The sequence below is a fragment of the Lysinibacillus sp. IITD104 genome, from assembly GCF_036698265.2.
Classification (GTDB): Bacteria; Bacillota; Bacilli; order Bacillales_A; family Planococcaceae; genus Lysinibacillus; species Lysinibacillus boronitolerans.
In genome coordinates, this window is record NZ_JBAHYH020000001.1 from 630,211 (window position 1) to 648,596 (window position 18,386).

General features: G+C 36.8%; 18 protein-coding genes and 1 riboswitch. Of the genes, 16 read left to right on the forward strand and 2 right to left on the reverse strand.

Annotated features, from left to right (window positions below; all coding sequences use genetic code 11):
• Positions 1-9 precede the first annotated feature (9 nt).
• Both V1L66_RS03215 and V1L66_RS03220 read right to left on the reverse strand, forming a co-directional pair.
• Positions 10-1,308 (reverse strand): ammonium transporter, encoded by a 1,299-nt coding sequence (locus V1L66_RS03215; protein ID WP_131522325.1) that lies wholly within the window; start codon positions 1,306-1,308, stop codon positions 10-12.
• Positions 1,309-1,322: 14 nt separating this feature from the next.
• Entirely contained in the window at positions 1,323-1,664 is a 342-nt protein-coding gene (locus V1L66_RS03220) for a P-II family nitrogen regulator (protein ID WP_016995352.1), read from the reverse strand.
• Between the two features lie 312 nt (positions 1,665-1,976).
• On the opposite strand from V1L66_RS03220, the gene V1L66_RS03225 reads away from it, so the two are divergent.
• The 16 genes from V1L66_RS03225 (at position 1,977) to V1L66_RS03300 (ending at position 18,340) form a co-directional block, all read left to right on the forward strand.
• Positions 1,977-3,437, forward strand: a complete 1,461-nt coding sequence (locus V1L66_RS03225; protein WP_082148178.1) for a nicotinate phosphoribosyltransferase — start codon at positions 1,977-1,979, stop codon at positions 3,435-3,437.
• A gap of 18 nt (positions 3,438-3,455) precedes the next feature.
• Positions 3,456-4,280 (forward strand): ammonia-dependent NAD(+) synthetase, encoded by an 825-nt coding sequence (gene nadE, locus V1L66_RS03230; RefSeq protein WP_048395002.1) that lies wholly within the window; start codon positions 3,456-3,458, stop codon positions 4,278-4,280.
• 159 nt (positions 4,281-4,439) lie between these two features.
• Positions 4,440-4,760 (forward strand): NAD synthetase, encoded by a 321-nt coding sequence (locus V1L66_RS03235; RefSeq protein WP_333005907.1) that lies wholly within the window; start codon positions 4,440-4,442, stop codon positions 4,758-4,760.
• A 205-nt stretch (positions 4,761-4,965) separates the two neighbouring features.
• Positions 4,966-5,589 carry a nitrous oxide reductase accessory protein NosL gene (locus tag V1L66_RS03240; protein WP_333005908.1) on the forward strand — a complete coding sequence of 208 codons (624 nt, stop codon included), beginning with the start codon at positions 4,966-4,968 and terminating at the stop codon, positions 5,587-5,589.
• A 58-nt stretch (positions 5,590-5,647) separates the two neighbouring features.
• A complete protein-coding gene (locus V1L66_RS03245) occupies positions 5,648-6,919 on the forward strand; it encodes a NosD domain-containing protein (RefSeq protein ID WP_333005909.1) in 1,272 nt (423 codons plus the stop codon).
• Positions 6,916-7,368, forward strand: a complete 453-nt coding sequence (locus V1L66_RS03250) for a nitrous oxide reductase accessory protein NosL (RefSeq protein ID WP_333005910.1) — start codon at positions 6,916-6,918, stop codon at positions 7,366-7,368. The genes V1L66_RS03245 and V1L66_RS03250 overlap by 4 nt, the downstream gene beginning before the upstream one ends.
• Positions 7,368-8,168, forward strand: coding sequence for an ABC transporter permease subunit (locus V1L66_RS03255; protein ID WP_333005917.1), 801 nt, complete (start codon positions 7,368-7,370; stop codon positions 8,166-8,168). Before V1L66_RS03250 ends, V1L66_RS03255 begins: the two co-directional genes overlap by 1 nt.
• Positions 8,165-8,845, forward strand: coding sequence for an ABC transporter ATP-binding protein (locus tag V1L66_RS03260; protein WP_333005911.1), 681 nt, complete (start codon positions 8,165-8,167; stop codon positions 8,843-8,845). Before V1L66_RS03255 ends, V1L66_RS03260 begins: the two co-directional genes overlap by 4 nt.
• Before the next feature lie 194 nt (positions 8,846-9,039).
• On the forward strand, positions 9,040-9,984 hold the full coding sequence (locus tag V1L66_RS03265) for a MoxR family ATPase (RefSeq protein WP_016994773.1): 945 nt from the start codon (positions 9,040-9,042) through the stop codon (positions 9,982-9,984).
• Positions 9,981-11,162, forward strand: a complete 1,182-nt coding sequence (locus V1L66_RS03270; RefSeq protein WP_333005912.1) for a DUF58 domain-containing protein — start codon at positions 9,981-9,983, stop codon at positions 11,160-11,162. Before V1L66_RS03265 ends, V1L66_RS03270 begins: the two co-directional genes overlap by 4 nt.
• Positions 11,159-13,342 carry a transglutaminase domain-containing protein gene (locus V1L66_RS03275; RefSeq protein WP_333005913.1) on the forward strand — a complete coding sequence of 728 codons (2,184 nt, stop codon included), beginning with the start codon at positions 11,159-11,161 and terminating at the stop codon, positions 13,340-13,342. The genes V1L66_RS03270 and V1L66_RS03275 overlap by 4 nt, the downstream gene beginning before the upstream one ends.
• Before the next feature lie 32 nt (positions 13,343-13,374).
• Positions 13,375-13,476: riboswitch (purine riboswitch) on the forward strand.
• A 156-nt stretch (positions 13,477-13,632) separates the two neighbouring features.
• Positions 13,633-15,186, forward strand: a complete 1,554-nt coding sequence (guaA, locus tag V1L66_RS03280) for a glutamine-hydrolyzing GMP synthase (RefSeq protein WP_036076059.1) — start codon at positions 13,633-13,635, stop codon at positions 15,184-15,186.
• Between the two features lie 165 nt (positions 15,187-15,351).
• A complete protein-coding gene (locus V1L66_RS03285) occupies positions 15,352-16,281 on the forward strand; it encodes a tyrosine-type recombinase/integrase (RefSeq protein ID WP_333006999.1) in 930 nt (309 codons plus the stop codon).
• Between the two features lie 884 nt (positions 16,282-17,165).
• Complete coding sequence (locus tag V1L66_RS03290) at positions 17,166-17,393, forward strand: hypothetical protein (RefSeq protein WP_340822189.1); 228 nt, start codon at positions 17,166-17,168, stop codon at positions 17,391-17,393.
• Between the two features lie 68 nt (positions 17,394-17,461).
• On the forward strand, positions 17,462-17,806 hold the full coding sequence (locus V1L66_RS03295; RefSeq protein WP_333006900.1) for a hypothetical protein: 345 nt from the start codon (positions 17,462-17,464) through the stop codon (positions 17,804-17,806).
• A gap of 171 nt (positions 17,807-17,977) precedes the next feature.
• Positions 17,978-18,340, forward strand: a complete 363-nt coding sequence (locus tag V1L66_RS03300; protein WP_333006901.1) for a VOC family protein — start codon at positions 17,978-17,980, stop codon at positions 18,338-18,340.
• Positions 18,341-18,386: the final 46 nt, after the last annotated feature.

Here is an 18,386-nt window from a genome sequence, read left to right on the forward strand (position 1 = left end):
TTCTACTAGCTATACATGTTGTTCTTCTTGAACATTGTTCTGTGCTTTACCGAAATGTGTTAAACGATGTGCGAAGGTTTCGCCTCGTACAGCAGAGCTTTTGAAAATATCTTGGTATTCGTACGCAGGCGTTCCGTGTTCCATTACATCTAACCCAGCAATTTCTTCTTCAGCCGTTACGCGTAATGGGACAAATGCTTTGATGATCAATAAACCTGCTGCTACAGATACACTAACCCACGCAATAGTTGCAATAACGCCGATTGCTTGAATACCTAATAGACCAAAACCCCCACCATAAAATAAGCCTTGCCCACCAATATCAAAAAGGCCAACTGCCAGTGTTCCCCAAATACCACAAATACCATGAACAGCAATTGCTCCAACAGGATCATCAACTTTTAGCTTCCACTCTAGGAAGCGTACACCTTCCACAAGTAGAGGTGCAGCAATTAAGCCGATGATAAGCGAGCCAAAAATGCTGACATTCGCTGCACCAGCAGTAATGCCTACAAGCCCAGCTAACGCACCGTTTAATGTAAGAGAGCCATCGATATGTCCGTATCGAAATTTTGTATAGAAGGCAGTAGCAACGACACCAGCCGCAGCTGCAAAAAACGTATTGGCAATAACACTAGGAACTAGCTCTGGATCGGCAGCTAATGTAGAAGCGCCATTGAAGCCGAACCAACCAAACCAAAGTAAAAATACGCCTAAAGCTCCTAGTGGAATACTGTGTCCTGTAATAACATTTACTCGACCATTTTCATATTTACCTAGTCGAGGTCCAACCATAACGGCTGCGACAAAGGCTGCAACAGCACCTGTTAAGTGAACAACTGTCGAGCCAGCAAAATCAACAAAACCTAAATCTGTTAACCAACCTTGACCACTCCAAACCCAGTGGCCTACTACAGGATAAACAACTAAAGACATAAGTATAATAACTCCAACATAAGCGAAAATATTAGTACGTTCTGCAACAGCCCCCGACAAAATAGTGGCTCCTGTTGCAGCAAACATCGTTTGGAAGATAAAGAAAGAAAGATCATCTACTCCTTTTAAAGCAAAGCCACTTGTGCCGAAAATGCCACCTACTGAGTCTCCGAACATAATGGCATAGCCACATAAAAAATAGACGATTCCACCAAGAGAAATGGTAAGAAAATTCTTCATGATGATATTGACTGCATTTTTTGAGCGGGTAAATCCAGCCTCAACCATAGCAAAACCTGCATGCATAAAGAATACTAAAATAGTGCCAAGCATCACCCAAATTAAATTAACAGATAATAGTACTTCATCCATCTATATCGCCCCCTTTATTCTACTGCAATCGATCCGACTTCTTTTGTTCGGATACGAATTGCTTGTTCTACTGGATAAATGAAAATCTTCCCGTCCCCAACTTTACCGGTTGCTGCTTCACGCAATAAAATCTCTACAATGGCATCAACTTTGCCATCGTCTACAATCATTTCTAATTTTAATTTAGGTAAAAATTCAATTTCATACGTATTGCCGCGGAAGAGTCCTGTTCGACCTAGCTGACGACCACAACCAGCGATTTCAGAAACGCTTAACCCTGCAATTCCTTCCTGTGCAAGACCATCCCGAACAGCTCCAAAAACTTCAGGACGAATGATTGCTTCAATTTTTTTCATGAGTACCAGCTCCTTGCGTAAATTTAATTTACATGTTAAAACGGTATTAAAAACAGTGCAATTGTTTTTTTGAATTCTATGTAAGGTTAGTTTACATAGAATATTTCTAGTCTCGAAGTATTTTAGAAAAAAGGTTTTTATATAGGGAATGAAAGCGGTACTAAAATTTGTGTCTAAAATGTGTACAGTTCTAAATTTTCTGACTATTTATGTTAGAAAACCTAACATCTACAAGAGGGAATGTAATACGCAAGAATTTGGGTATATAGTGTATACTAGGACTAATTATCAAAGCGGAAGAAGGGGTTTCTTTTGAGATCAAACTATGCAGATGATAGCTTAGCGCTACACACAGACTTATATCAAATCAATATGGCAGAATCCTACTGGGCGGATGGCATACATAATAAAAAAGCGGTTTTTGAATTGTATTTTAGAAAATTACCTTTTGGTAATGGCTATGCCATATTTGCTGGGTTAGAGCGAATGCTTGATTATCTACGTGATTTTCATTTTAGTGAATCGGATATTGCGTATTTACGTGATGAAGTAGGTTATAAAGATGACTTTATCCAGTATTTAAAGAACATCCGATTTACTGGAGAAATGTATTCCATGGTAGAAGGGGAACTGGTTTTCGCTAATGAACCAATCGTCCGAATTGAAGCTCCATTAGTAGAGGCGCAGCTAATTGAAACAGCCTTACTTAATATTGTTAACTATCAAACATTAATTGCTACAAAGGCTAGCCGTATCAAGCAAATTATTAAAAATGAAGTGGCAATGGAATTTGGTACAAGGCGTGCACAAGAGATGGATGCTGCTATTTGGGGAACACGTGCCGCGTTTATCGGTGGTTTTGCTTCCACAAGTAATGTTCGAGCAGGTAAACTTTTTAAAATTCCTGTCTCTGGTACACATGCCCATGCATTAGTGCAAGCTTATAAAAATGATTATGATGCATTCCATGCTTATGCAAAACGTCATCGCGATTGTGTGTTTTTGGTAGATACTTATAATACATTGAAATCAGGGGTGCCAACTGCAATTAAAGTAGCTAAAGAGCTAGGAGACAAAATTAATTTTATTGGCATACGCTTAGATAGCGGCGATATTGCTTTCTTATCAAAAGAAGCTCGTCGTATGTTGGATGCTGCAGGCTTCCATGATGCCAAAATCATTGTCTCAAACGATTTAGATGAATACACCATCTTAAATTTAAAAGCTCAAGGAGCAAAAGTGGATGTTTGGGGAATTGGTACAAAGCTTATTACAGCTTACGACCAGCCTGCGTTAGGTGCAGTATATAAAATGGTGGCTATCGAGAATAGCGAAGGGCAACTTGAAGATACAATAAAAATCTCAGCTAATGCGGAAAAGGTATCAACGCCAGGCTTGAAAAATGTCTATCGTATTATCGATAAAAAGAATGGAAAGGCAGAAGGAGACTACATCACAATGCACGATGAAAATCCTCAAGCTGAGGAACGTATCAAAATGTTCCATCCGATTCATACGTTTGTCTCAAAGTTTGTCACAAATTTTGAAGCAAAAAATTTACATCAGCATGTTATTAAAAATGGAGCGATCAATTATCAAAACCCTACATTAGAGGAAATGCGTGATTACGCGGCGGAGAATTTAGAGCTGTTGTGGGATGAATATAAGCGTGCGATGAATCCTGAAGAATATCCGGTCGATCTCAGTCAAAAATGCTGGGATAATAAGATGCGTAATATTGAAGAAGTGCATGCGATGGTTAAACGAATGTAAAAAGGAGTGACGGGTGCAATGACTTTACAGCAACAAATTATTGAGGAATTACGCGTACTGCCTAACATTGATGTACAGAGGGAAATACGTAAATCAATTGATTTTTTAAAGGAATATGCAAAACGCTATAGTTTTGTAAAAGGTTTTGTTCTTGGTATTTCTGGTGGTCAAGATTCAACATTAACAGGAAAACTAGCGCAGTTGGCTATTGATGAATTAAATGCAGAAGAGGGAGAAATGAAGTATTCGTTTTTCGCTGTACGATTACCGTATGGCGTACAAGCTGATGAACAGGATTGCCAAGATGCCATTGATTATATAAAGCCAACGAAGGTTTATACAGTAAATATAAAAGACGCAGTGGATGCTAGTGTGAGAGCTCTAACAAATGCGGGGGTTGAGCTGAATGACTTTGTGAAAGGGAATGAAAAGGCTCGTGAGCGTATGAAGGTCCAATATTCAATTGCTGCAATGAATGGAGCGGTTGTATTAGGAACAGATCATGCTGCGGAAGCTATTACAGGCTTCTATACAAAGTTTGGTGATGGTGGAGCAGACTTAATGCCAATCTTTCGTTTAAATAAACGACAAGGAAAGCAATTGTTAGCAGAACTTCAATGCCCTGAGCATCTTTATAAAAAGGTGCCTACAGCAGACTTAGAAGAAGATCGTCCCTCATTGCCAGACGAAGTGGCGCTAGGTGTGTCGTATGATCAAATAGATGATTATTTAGAGGGGAAAGAAATTCCAGAAGAACCTCGCCAAAGATTAGAAGGGTATTATTTGCGTTCCCAACATAAACGTCATATGCCAATTACAATATTTGATGATTTTTGGAAGTAAGATGAGCGAAAAGGGTTATAAAGAAAGTGGTTTCACTTTTGAAAATAGCTCTTTTCGCTCTTTTTTTATGTATTATGGTTCTATGTTGTTAATTGTCAGCATATAATGTCGATATAATTACCTATAAGGATAATAAAATGTAGGGGAGGGTAACTTTTTATGAGGACTTCTAGAGTGAGTGCAACGACAAGTAGTGTTTTTCGGCAGGAACAACAGTATTTACATGCTGGTGATCTCAGCCATAACTTTGGGCAAAATCCACAAAAGCAATTTCGGAATAGATTACAAAAAAATAAAGAGAAGACGTACAATTCAACAACTATTTCTGTAAATTCACAACTGCAGCAACCGATTACACCTATCCATATAGATAGCGCTAGTGATTTGGAAATTCGCCGTGAATTAAATGAAACGGCATTAAAGCTCAGTCGTTTAAACAAACAAAAGAAGCGTCTCAATAGTTACCGTTCTTCCATATAAGCCAAACTCTCCACATCAGTGTGGAGAGTTTTTATTTTTGAGGGGAAGTAAATGAAAGTACTAAATTCAAAATATTTGAAGTGAAGATGTTCATGGAATGTTCAAGGTAATTTTTCCATTTCTTCACAGCGATTTTTAACTAATTTCACAACTAATCTGTAGTGTAGGAGATGGCAACAAAAAACTAAACTTGGAGGATAAAGTTGTGAAAAAATTATGGTTACCTGCACTAATATTATTATTTGTACTTGCAGCTTGTGGTGGCGAAAAAAAACAGGTAGAAGAAACGGAAAATGAGCAAGAAACTACGAAAAATGAATCAGAAACCGTGCAAGTTGCTTCATTAGTAGATACACGGTTACAAGAGCCAGAAGAAGAGACAACTTGTGAAATGTGTAATATGAAAGTTTATATGAAAGACCATGATATGGGTGTATTTTCAGCACAGGCAATAAAAGAAGATGGAACAATCGCTTTTTATGACGATATTGGCTGTTTATTAAATGCAGAGGTTGCTAATGAAGAAAAAAACGAAAAATTTGTACGTGATTTTGTGTCGAAAGATTGGGCAAAGATTGAAGATGTAACAATTATAAAAACAGAGCTGAAATCTCCGATGAACTGGGGCTATATTTATTTCGTGGACAAGGCTGAAGCAGATAAATATATGCAAGAAAATTCGAAAGCTTATGTGGAGGAACTACAAAAAATTAAAGATGATGCATTGGAGAGACGTAAGAAAATGATGCAAAAAAAGGCTGAGGATGAAAAAGATGCATCCGGTTCTATGCATTCGAATGAGATGAATCAAGAAGGGCACGGTCATTAAATCATAGACTAGGGGAAATCCTCTAGTCTTTTCTTGCCGAATGAGGAGGTGAAAAGGGATGAAGCAAATCGTGTTGTTCTTTTTATTTTTTCTATTTACAAGTCAAACGGCATATGCAGAATTTGATATTCAATTTGCAATCGATCAAGCAAAAGCTGGAGATAGTATTCATATTCCTGCTGGTCGTTACCAAGGGAATTTCATCGTAAAGAAACCGATCAAACTGTACGGACAAAAAGGGACTGAGCTTTATGCTCAAAATGATGAACCTGTATTAAAAATTGAACATGCAACGAATGTTTCGATAGAAAATTTAAGGATAACAGCAAAAAATAAAGGAATTGTTGCAAATGAGATGGTGAATTTAGAGCTGAGAGCTATTGAATTAAAGGATATCCAAGTTGGTATACATATTCAACGTTCAAGGCATATTCGAATTTTAGAAAATAAGATCATTGGTAATTACTCACACTTTGCCGAAAAAGGAAATGGAATTGCGGTTTTTAAAAGTGAGGATGTCGCAATTGAACATAATACGATTAAACAAGTACAGGATGGTATATATGTTGAAGAAGTGAAGCGGGTCGACGTGCAGCGAAACAAAGTAACAAATAGCCGTTACGGAACACATTTTATGTATTCAAATGGTGTGAAGGTGTTGTTCAATACGTATTTACAGAATGTTACCGGTCTTATGGTAATGATGACTACTAATTTAGAAATAAGTAGTAATACAATCAGTACTCATAATGGCTTCAATAGTTATGGACTTATGATGTATGACACACAGGAGGCAATGGTAAGAAAAAATAGCTTTCTACATAATCGTGTAGGGGTAGCATTGCAGAAGAGTTCGGTGATTCAAATGCAAGAAAATCGCTTTCAAATGAATCAAACGGCATTAGAAGGTACAAAAGTTGATAAGCGTTCAACCGTTATGGAAAATCAGTTTACAGGCAATATATTAACAGCAAGGTCAGACAAACAAGGTTTACATCTAATGCATAATTTTTATGATGATTATACAGGGCTCGATGTGGCTGGTGATGGTTTTGGAGATGTTCCATACGTGGCTGTGTCGAGTTTTGGACAATGGATGGTGAGACAGCCTGTTTATCAATTTTTTGTGGCATCACCAAGCGTTGTTATCCTGACATCACTAGATCAACAGATTAATAAAACAGAACGAAACCTACTTGTAGATAGTGAACCGAAATTAATGAGTAATATGAAAAAGACAGAGCTTTCGTTAAATAGCAAACAATTGGTTATCGGTTTAGTTGTGACTATATGTAGTTTATGGCTATGGAGAAGGGAGACGAGAGTATGACTAGATGGATAACGATGCTAATTTTATGTGGCGTTATTTTAGTAGGTTGTGGTGAAAAAACATATCATCCGCATGAAATTAATAGTGAAACAGATATTTGTAAAGTTTGTAATATGAGTATTGTTCATAATGAATATGCAGGGCAAATTGTTTTGAAAAATGGAGACTATGAGATTTTTGATGATATTGGATGCTTGATGGATTACCTTAAGCTAAATGGCGATGGTGAAGTTGGAGCAGCCTATATTAAAAATAAAGCAACTAATCAATGGATGGATGTTTATAAAGCAATTTATGTATACAACAAAAATTATTGGACACCGATGAACTATGGTGTTATAGCATTTGCTACAAAAGACGAGGTGCAACATTGGATGAATGATGAAGGAGAAGGTCAACTATTAGCCTATCATGATTTGCTGACATTAAATTGGGGGATTCATGAGTGATGTTTGTAAAAATAGAGCTGAAGCAGATTCTAAGAAGTCGATGGATGCAACTAGTAGCTTTTCTGTTTACATTTGTTTTCGTTGCCATTATCGTGATTCAACAAATGGCATTACCAGATATTGAGGGCTTTACACGGCAAACTGCATCATTTTTAAGTGTGTTGTTATTTCTACTGCCGCTATTTATCATCACCATTGGCAGTATGAGTATAGCTGGGGATATAGAATCAGGTTGGTTATCGTTATTAAAAACATATCCTATGAAGCGGACGCAATATATTACAGGCAAATATGTGGCTATAGCACTTGCGTTTTTATTAGTAATCGTTGTGGCATTTGGTTTTGTATTAACAATAGGGGGCTTACTAGGTGGTGTACGGTTACCAATTGTTTTCGTTGTTCTTTCACTATTATGTATTTTTATCTTTGTGTCTTTAGGAATCTTGCTAGGGGCGTTTGCTAAAACAAGATTATTTGCACTTGCATTATCCCTTGTTGTATGGTCCTTTCTTTTATTGCTCATTTCTTATGCTTTAATGGCTCTAGGTGCAGTTGTACCTGGCCATATTTTACAAAGGCTGATCATCATAACGATACATATTAATCCAGCAGAATGGTTACGCTTTGGCTATTTTATATTTAGCAATCAAACTAGTGTGCTTGGTCCAGCCTTTTATGATATAACGAGGTTCTACTTATCATCAATTGGTCATGTGTTGTATGGAGTAATAACAATACTTTGGATTGTGCTGCCCTTAATGCTTGCTACGAAGTTGTTAAAGGAGGGGCATCAGCGATGATTCTATTAGAAGGAAAAAATGTAGCGAAGGTTTATGAAAATGATAGAGGATTAAAAGAAGCCTCCTTTATGCTGCAAGCTGGTCGAATTCTTGCATTGGTTGGAGGAAATGGAGCTGGAAAGAGTACTTTGATTCGTTTATTAACTAGTCAAGAGAAGCAGCAAGCTGGTGAAATAATATGGCATCAACCACAAACAATTCGTTTTATGCCTGATGATGTAAACTTTCCAACTATGCTAACTGCAGCTGAAATATTAGAGCTGTTAGCATCTTTAAAACAAGTAGATAAATATGAACAACAGAATGTACTGAAGCGTGTTTCCTTGTGGGATGTTCGGAAGCAAAGAGCTAAACACTTTTCCAAAGGGATGCTACAGCGGCTAAACCTAGCTCAAAGCTTACTTGGTAGCGGGTCATTGCTCATTTTAGATGAGCCAACGAATGGTCTAGATCCCTTTTGGATAGCACAGTTGAAAAACATGATGTTGGAGGAGAAGGAAAAAGGTAATACGGTTATCTTCTCTACTCATTTGCTGTCTTTTGCCGAAGAAATAGCGGATGATGTATTAGTTTTACATGAAGGGAAAATTATTCTTTCTGGAGCGATAACTGAAATTTTCTTGCAAGAAAATTCTACATCTTTAGAAGAAATATGGTTAAAAAGATTGAAATTGTAACATTCTAATGAGTAATGACGTTATATAATAAGGATTAAGCTTGTTTGAGTGTTATCAAACAAGCCTTTTTTATGAGTGATAGTAGGGAGTAGAAGTTTCAGATAATTGTTTTACAAGACAGATTTCGCTATGCTTAGAATAAGTTTGCTTGCAATTCACACAATTGCTTGATGGAATGGGAGGCTTTTCGATTAATGAATGCTCAAATACAGAATGTTTTAGAAAATATAGAAAAAGTAATGATTGGTAAAAGAGAAGTTGCTGAACTCAGTATTGTCGCACTATTAGCAAGGGGACATGTTTTGTTGGAGGATGTACCTGGAGTAGGAAAGACTATGATGGTGCGAGCGCTTGCAAAATCTTTTGATGCCCAATTTAAGCGTATTCAATTTACGCCAGATCTATTGCCATCAGATGTAGTCGGTATTTCTATTTATAACCCTAAGACAATGGAGTTTGAATTTCGTCCAGGGCCAATCATGGGGGATGTTGTATTAGCCGATGAAATTAACCGAACATCGCCAAAAACTCAATCAGCCTTATTAGAGGGGATGGAGGAGGCTTCTGTTACAATTGATGGGAATACTCTGATGATCAATCAGCCATTTTTTGTTATGGCTACACAAAATCCGATTGAACATGAAGGTACCTATCCTTTACCTGAAGCACAGCTTGATCGATTTCTCTTAAAGATAAAAATGGGCTATCCATCTAGGGGACAGGAAGTTGAAATTTTACGAAGAGCTGAGAATGGTAAAGCCATTGAAAAAATCGAAGCAGTGTTATCGGTAGCGCAATTAATTGAATTACAGGAGCTTGTTCAAGGTGTGCATGTGAAAGATTCTGTTAAAAATTATATGGTGGAGCTTGCTACACTAACAAGGGAAAATAATTATGTCTATTTAGGTGTGAGTCCACGTGCCACAATAGCGCTAATGAAAGCTTCTCAAGCTTACGCATTTTTGAAAGGGCGAAGCTATGTTACACCTGATGATGTTCAATATTTAGTGCCATTTGTTTTTAGCCATCGTTTAGTCTTAAAACCAGATGCACGCTACGATAACGTGACAGCAGACGAAATTATCCAGCGTATCATTGCCAAAACACCAGTTCCGACAAAGAGGTTTGCAGAACAATGAGGCGATGGAAAGCTTTTGTAGAAAAAAGTAAACATTTCCTATTAATCGCTTTTTTGATGATCATAACATTTTGTTATGCAATGTTCCAAGGTGGATTTGTAAGCTGGTTTGTATTTTTTACGGTTAGTCCGTTTTTAGTATATGCATTCATGTTCTTTATTGTTAGAGAAGATATTTTACTAATCGAACGCAAGATTGACCCGATTCATATTGAAAGAGGTCAATCAGCGAAGGTCCACATTGCGATAGAACGTAAAACACGTTTTCCATTTGCCTATATCGTAATGGAGGAACTTGTGGATAGTGAGGGATTAGTGCAAGCTAAAATACAAAATACGAATGCCATTAAATTTGTTGGATTTAAAAAAAACTTTAGCTGGCAATATGAATTGGAAGATATGCCACGTGGTGAACATCGCTACCTAGGCGTTACAATTGTTTTCTACGACTTTTTTGGCTGGGCAAAAAAGGTTGTCGTAGCAGAAAAGGACCAAACTATTTTAGTTTACCCAAGAATACAAGACATGAAATATGCTGCCCTTCAAACAAAATATGATGTTGGCCCTATGATGTCACCATACTCTATTGTGAAAGACACATCAATGGCTGTTGGATTAAGAGAGTACGTTCCGGGAGATCGTTTTTCATGGATTCATTGGAAATCATTTGCACGTACACAAACCTTGCAGTCTAAGGAATTTGAGGATCGACAATCATCTGAATTAATGTTAGTACTTGACGCTACAAAATCCTCCGTGTTTGAAGAAAAAGTGGAATTAGTAGCTTCAATGTTACAGATGATCGTTCAGGAGCGTGGAGAATTATCATTTATTTCCGCTGGAGAAATGACGAAAGTATTCCCTGCTATACAGGGTGATAAGCATTTAGATCAGGTCATGTATCATTTAGCTGCGATAAAACCTACAGAGAATGTAAAGTTTCGATTCCATGACCAACAAGCCTTTAAGCAAGTGGCAACACTGCTTTATGTGACAAGTGATGTTTCAGATGAATTACTACATACTCTTGCAAATATAGTGAAAAGCTGTATTTGTTTTGTAGTGGCCAAGCAGCCACCAGTGCAATCTGAGCTTACGATGCGGTATAAACATATACAAGTTATTTTTGTGAATCCAGTAGATTTCTATCATTTATTCACGGAGGTGACGAGACCGTGAAGCAATCATTAGGAGAATTTTTAGAATTAGCCATAGCGTATGTTATTGTATTTTTCATTTTGCGAGAATGGCTTATTCCCATTATGCAATTAACGAATACAGGCGGGATGCACCTTTTCTTAGTCTTTATCGGTATGTCTTTAGCGCTAAGTCTTTTCCGCGTACATCCTTTGTTATCAGGATTAGTGAAGTTTGGTTATATTACATGGTTTATTGTTTTTACCTATAGCCCTAGTCCTGTATTATCTGGTGATACTATACCTTTTTTATTGGCTGAATGGAAAGGGAACATGACCACGATCCTGACAGGTGATTTTGGACAGGTTTCAGATGTTTTCAGAACAGTATTATTTCTTGTGTTGATTTGGATGCTAGTTTATTTAATTCACCATTGGGTTTCGGTGAGAAAAAATATATTCTATTTCTTTGCCATGACCGTATTCTTTATTGCTACTTTGGATACATTTAGTGACTATGATGGTAAAGCCGCAATTGTAAAAGTTGTTGTTTTAGGATTAATCATGACAGGGGTACTTTTTGTCAAGCGTCTTTGGCTTCAAGTGGAAACTACAAGTACGGTAATGGAGAAATGGGAAATTGTTATTCCCATGCTAGTATCCGTATTGCTCGTTAGTTCTGTAGCATTCTTTTTACCAAAAACAGGACCAACATGGGCAGATCCTGTGCCGTTTATCCAAGGGGTTACTGGAAAAGATGGAAAAGGAAATGGTCAAAAATCAGTTGGTTATAGCCAAGATGATAGTCAGCTAGGTGGCCCATTCCAAGGAGATAATACATTAATATTCACTGCTTCTTCTCGTGATCGTCATTATTGGCGTATTGAAACAAAAGATACGTATACGTCAAAAGGCTGGATTGTGTCAGAGGGGAACTTTGGGAAAAATGTTTATGAGTCAAATACACCCATTCTGACTTCTTTACAAGTAGGGCCGCCCGAAAATGAACGTCAGATTCAATTAGATATTGCTGTTCCAATGCCATTTTTAATTCAAACCTATGGTATGCTTTCTGTTTCGGCTCAGGATTCCACTTTATTTATTCAAGATGAGCAGACTGAGAGAATGAATATAGAACAACAGGTAGGGGAATCGAAATCATTATCAAACTATTCATTGTCTTATAGCGAGCCTGTTTATAGTATGGAGCAGCTCCAGTTGTCATATCCAGCAACACTTGAAACAATGGATTCTTCATTTGACCGATTTTTGCAGTTACCAAACCAACTTCCCCAACGTGTAAGGGACTTAGCGTCTGAAATAACGCAAAAGAAAGATACCGTTTATGAACAAATTAAGGCTGTAGAAAGTTATTTTAGAACAAATGGTTTTAAGTACGATAAAACGCAAGCCGCCATTCCTGCTGAAAATCAAGATTATGTCGATCAATTTTTGTTCGATACAAAAGTAGGGTATTGTGATAATTTCTCCACGTCAATGGTGGTACTTTTACGTTCAGTAGGGATCCCAGCTCGTTGGGTAAAAGGTTTTGCTCCAGGAACTGCAGGCCCTATGTCAGATGGACTACGCGAATATCGCATCACGAATGACAATGCGCACTCATGGGTAGAAGCTTTTATACCTGGAACGGGATGGATGGAGTTTGAACCTACAATCGGTTTTACCGGCAATGTAAACATTGATTATGATATCCCGTTAGATACGTCTGACGAGGAAGAAGTATTGCAGCCAGAGCAAAAACCTGAGCAGCCACAACCACAAGAACAGGTAACCGAGAAGGAACAACCGAACTCAACATTTAGCTTTGATGCAATATGGTTATGGATGAAAAAGTTTGCTTATGTTTGGGTGATAATTGTTGTATTATTAATAATCACGGGTATTTCTTTATTTTTACAGCGTAAAACATGGATTCCAAAAATGCATGTTCGGGCTTACCGTAAAAAAGTAGCGGATTGGTCAAATTTCGATTCTTCTTACCATGTTTTACTAAAACAATTATCTCGTATTGGCTTGCGCAGAAATGATGGAGAAACGTTAAGTGCATTCGCAGAGCGTGTAGATGCAGCATTAGAAACAGATGAAATGCAAAAGCTGACGGTAGTCTACGAGCAACATATTTATGGGAAAGACAAAGAGGATGTTGATTTTGTGAAGCTGAAAGAAAGTTGGGAATATTTAATCAATCGCACTATCAGTTGATTTTAACGTAGACAAAGAGTAAAATGAAAAAAATTAAATGCAAGGATTGCTTTCATATAAGTTCGATAATAGGGTTCGGATGTTTCTACGAAATCACCATAAATGGTTTCTCTATGAAGGCGGATGTTTTCGTTAGGTGAAAAGTATAGTAAATCACTTTACTTTGCTACGCATTCGCCTTTATCAATATTCTAGAGCTTATGAACGCGTAGAAAGTTTTTTTACTTTCTTCGCGTTTTTCTTTGAACAAATGAAAATATCCTTTAAAAATCATAGAAGAGGTGGAAATTTTGACAGCTAGCCCTTTATTAAAAGAGCAAGAAAAAATCGTTGTACTAGACTTCGGTAGCCAATTTAACCAATTAATCACACGTCGTATTCGTGAATTTGGTGTTTTCAGTGAATTGCATCCACATACAGTAACTGCAGAAGAAATTAAAGATATGAACGCAACAGGTATTATTTTCTCAGGTGGTCCAAACTCTGTTTATGATGAAAATGCCTTCCATGTGGATCCAGCTATTTTCGAATTAGGTTTACCGATTTTAGGTATTTGCTATGGTATGCAATTAATGGCACATACAAACGGCGGTAAAGTTGAAGGTGCTGAAACACGCGAATATGGTAAAGCTGAAATTCAAGTAACAACACCAAACAAATTATTTGGTGAGTTACCTACAGAACAAATCGTTTGGATGAGCCATGGTGACCATGTAACAGAAGTTCCAGCTGGTTTTGAAGTCATCGCAACTAGCGCATCTTGTCCGATTGCTGCAATGGCAAACGTTGAACGTAAACTATATGCAGTACAATTCCATCCAGAAGTACGTCACTCTGTATATGGTAATGATCTATTACGTCAATTCGTATTCGATATCTGTGAAGCGAAAGGCGATTGGTCAATGGCAAACTTCATTGAGCTTGAAATTGCTAAAATTCGTGAAATCGTTGGCGATAAAAAAGTATTATGCGCACTTTCTGGTGGTGTAGACTCATCGGTTGTAGCGGTGTTAATCCATAAAGCAATCGGCGATCAATTAACTTGTATGTTCGTAGACCACAACTTAAACCGTAAAGGTGAAGTTGAACAAGTAATGAAAACATTCACAGAAGACTTTGACATGAATCTTATTAAAATCGATGCACGTAAACGCTTCATGGACAAACTTGCTGGCGTTTCTGATCCAGAGAAAAAACGTAAAATTATCGGCAATGAATTCATTTATGTATTTGATGAAGAGGCATCTAAGCTTGAAGGCATGGATTTCTTAGCACAAGGAACTCTTTACACAGATATTATTGAATCTGGTACTTCAACTGCGCAAACAATCAAATCACACCATAACGTTGGCGGTCTTCCGGAAGATATGCAATTCCAACTAATCGAGCCACTGAAAACTTTATTTAAAGATGAAGTACGTGCGCTAGGCTTAGAGCTTGGACTTGACGAAAAAATCGTTTGGCGTCAACCATTCCCAGGTCCTGGATTAGGTATCCGTGTGCTTGGTGAAGTAACAGAAGAAAAATTAGAAATCGTTCGCGAATCTGATTTCATTCTACGTGAAGAAATCGCAAAAGCTGGCCTTGATCGTGACATTTGGCAATACTTCACGGTATTACCTGATATCCGTTCAGTTGGTGTAATGGGTGATGCACGTACGTATGACTATGCAATCGGTATCCGTGCAGTAACATCTATCGACGGTATGACTTCAGACTGGGCACGCATTCCTTGGGATGTATTAGAGAAAATCTCTGTCCGCCTAGTAAACGAAGTAAAACATGTGAACCGCGTGCTGTATGATATTACATCTAAGCCACCTGCAACGATTGAGTGGGAATAACCTTGTGAATTATAAGGTTGTTTATACGCTGTAAATGTTGATGTATCAACGTTTATCTTGTGTTCTTAGTTAGTGAAATCACTTCTAACGTGCAACTATTTATATGTAAATTTAAACTCTCTTCTATTTAGTTTCAGCGACTAAAATAGGGGGGAGTTTTTTTTATTGGTTAAAATTATGGAACTGATAGATGATTTTGAATTGAATCAACAGGTTCAGGAACGGAAGAAGGAATATATTGCACTTTGTAGGTATCGTTTAAACCGCTGGAAAGACTACATGGAAGAACAGTTTAACATCACTGAAATTGAAGGCGTTAAAACCATTCATATTAAGCGATACATTCGTTTTTGTCAGGAGTTAGGTAAAGAGAAGGCAATTACAATCAACGGTAGTATAGCCACGCTAAGGGTGTTTTTTAATGACCTAGTAGCAGAAGAGTTTCTTGATGAAATGGATAATCCAATGAGAAGGATTAAGAACTTAAAAGAGGAACGTAAAGTCATTCATACTTTTAATGACGAAGAAGTGAAACGGATTTTACGTGATGTAAAGGAGTATACGTATTCAAATGTACGTGACAAGTTAATTCTTATCATTTTATTCGATACAGGCATCCGTGTTAGCGAACTGTGCGACATTAAAGTACAAGACATTACTAGTAAGCACATCGTCATTCACGGTAAAGGTTCGAAACAACGGTTAATTTATGTATCACGTATTATGAGAAGATATATGCGGAAGTACGAAGCGTTAAAAAAGTTACGATTCAAAAATAAGCATCCTGAAGAGATAGCAGACTATTACTTCTTAGACCAATCAGCTGAAAGGTTATCTAGGTCAAGGATAAATAAAATTCTGAAAGAACATTGTAAAAATGCTGGTGTTAGGAAAGAAGTAAGGTGTTCACCACACGATTGTCGCCATTATTTCGCACATAAGCAATTAAGGAATGGTACAGACATCTATAGCCTTAGCCGTCTAATGGGGCATTATGATACCCAAATTACGTCTAACTATTTACGAGGATTAGAAGAAGAAACCATACTACAAATAGGGAGAATAAAGTCACCTTTAAACAAAGTACGACTATAAAAAGAAAAAAGAGAGTGCTAGGAACACCCTCTTGAAGAAGTGCACTATATGTTTTGCGACATAGTAGTGCGAACCCATTAACAAATCGACCAACAATCGATAACTGAATATGAGTTATATTGCCTTTATTTTACTTGAAAAAAAGTTAAAAAGCAAAGGCCTAGTTTGCTATTGCCTTTTTTAGCAAAAACTCGTTGGTGGAAACCTAGTAACACCAATTAAAACTAAACTTGACAGGTTATGACGTTTCCGATGCACACAAACGTCTAGGATACCACTACAAGCTTCCTTGTTGGCTTGGGTATCTGAATGTGGTTGACGCACATAATCGGTCAGGAGTGGAAGTATTGAGTTGTTACGGCAACGCAAGATACACCATAGAATACGATTTTACAGAGTTCCACAATAGTTGGATATGTATTAACGTTTTATAGCAAGAACGCTATTTAACGGATTGTATGAACTCATGGGGGCAATAGTAGTGCAGTAGGTGTATTGTGAGAAATCACGCATTTAAACAAGGGCATACATACGGAAACCATAATTGACGTTTCATGAAAATACATAATGCAGATGTTTGTCTATGTTTCAGATTCTATTAATTTAGTTTTCTGAAACGTAGGCAATCATTTTTTGCACCAGCCGTTTTCCATATCTCGGTTTCATGGTGAAGGGAACTGTTAAAACTGTAAAGAGTTATTTTACTGAAAGTGAGATTTAATGAAGTGGATTTATAATTGTGACAAAGTTGTGCAGTCGATTTGTCTCATGTACTATCGTTATACGATATAACGTAATGTTAGAAAAATAAGATTGTACTTTCATTAAGGATTCAAATTAAGATATAGGTGTATATGTTTTTATTTATGAAGGAGAGGGCATTTATGTACTGGAATTATAGAGTTGTTGAATTTACTAATAAACAGAACAAACCATACTTTGAGATATGTGAAGTTCATTATGATGAAAACGATAAGCCTTATGCGTGGGGTGAAATAATGCCTGCTGAATCATTTGATGAATTAAAAGAAGATTACGAGTATATACGTAAAGCATTTGAAAGTCCTGTATTGAAAGTAGTTGAAGATAAATTAGTACAAGTGACAGATTAAAAGAGAAGTATCTACCTGTAAGGATATATCTTTAGGGAATCTATTATGGGTGAGTGGGAGTGAAAATGTTGGATAAAGTTACAGATGAAAAGCTGGAGTATTTTACTGGTGAAGTGACAAAGTTTTTTATGTTTTGCGTTACTTTAGTAGACGGTGGACAAAATTCTATGAAGATATACCCAATTGAATTAGGATGTAAGATGGCTGATTTTTATGAAAAAAATGAAAATCGCTATAACAAGCATCAGTTAGTCAACCAATTTATTAAAACTTATATGGGAATAGCACTGATAAAGGAGTATTCAAAAGTTAAAGACCATTTAGACAGTCTGTTTATAAAAAATGATGATGGACCAATAGACAGTATATTTGCAAAAACCGAGTTTGTTAAATGGAATCAGAAGGGCTTTTAAGTTCCTTACGATTCTTTCTTTATGGCTGTTGTTGCTATTCAACTAAACTGCCCAGTTATTTTAATAAGAAATAATTATAAATTTACATAAATATTCCATTATTTACTTATATATATCGTTTAGTACTATAATAATGAAAAGAAATAGTTTTAATACTCAGGGGGTATCTATATGATTCTTGGATTACATCATGCACAGATAACTATTCCGAAAGGTGCTGAAGAAGAAGGTAAGAAATTTTATTGTAATGTGTTAGGATTAGAAGAAATTGAAAAGCCCGTTTCACTTCAAGGGAGAGGGGGCTTTTGGTTACAAGTTGATGATAAAGAGATACATGTAGGAACAGAAGATGGCTTTGATAGATTAACAACGAAAGCCCACTTAGCATACCAAGTAGAAGATGTATCATATTGGAGGAGAGTATTGGTGGAAAATGATATAAAAATATTGGATTCAGTACCAATTCCAAATTTTGAACGTTTTGAGTTTAGAGACCCTTTTGGAAATAGAGTAGAGATTATTAAAGCAATTTAAGATTCATTTATTATTCAACTAACAAGTGCTTTAATTCAATAAGATT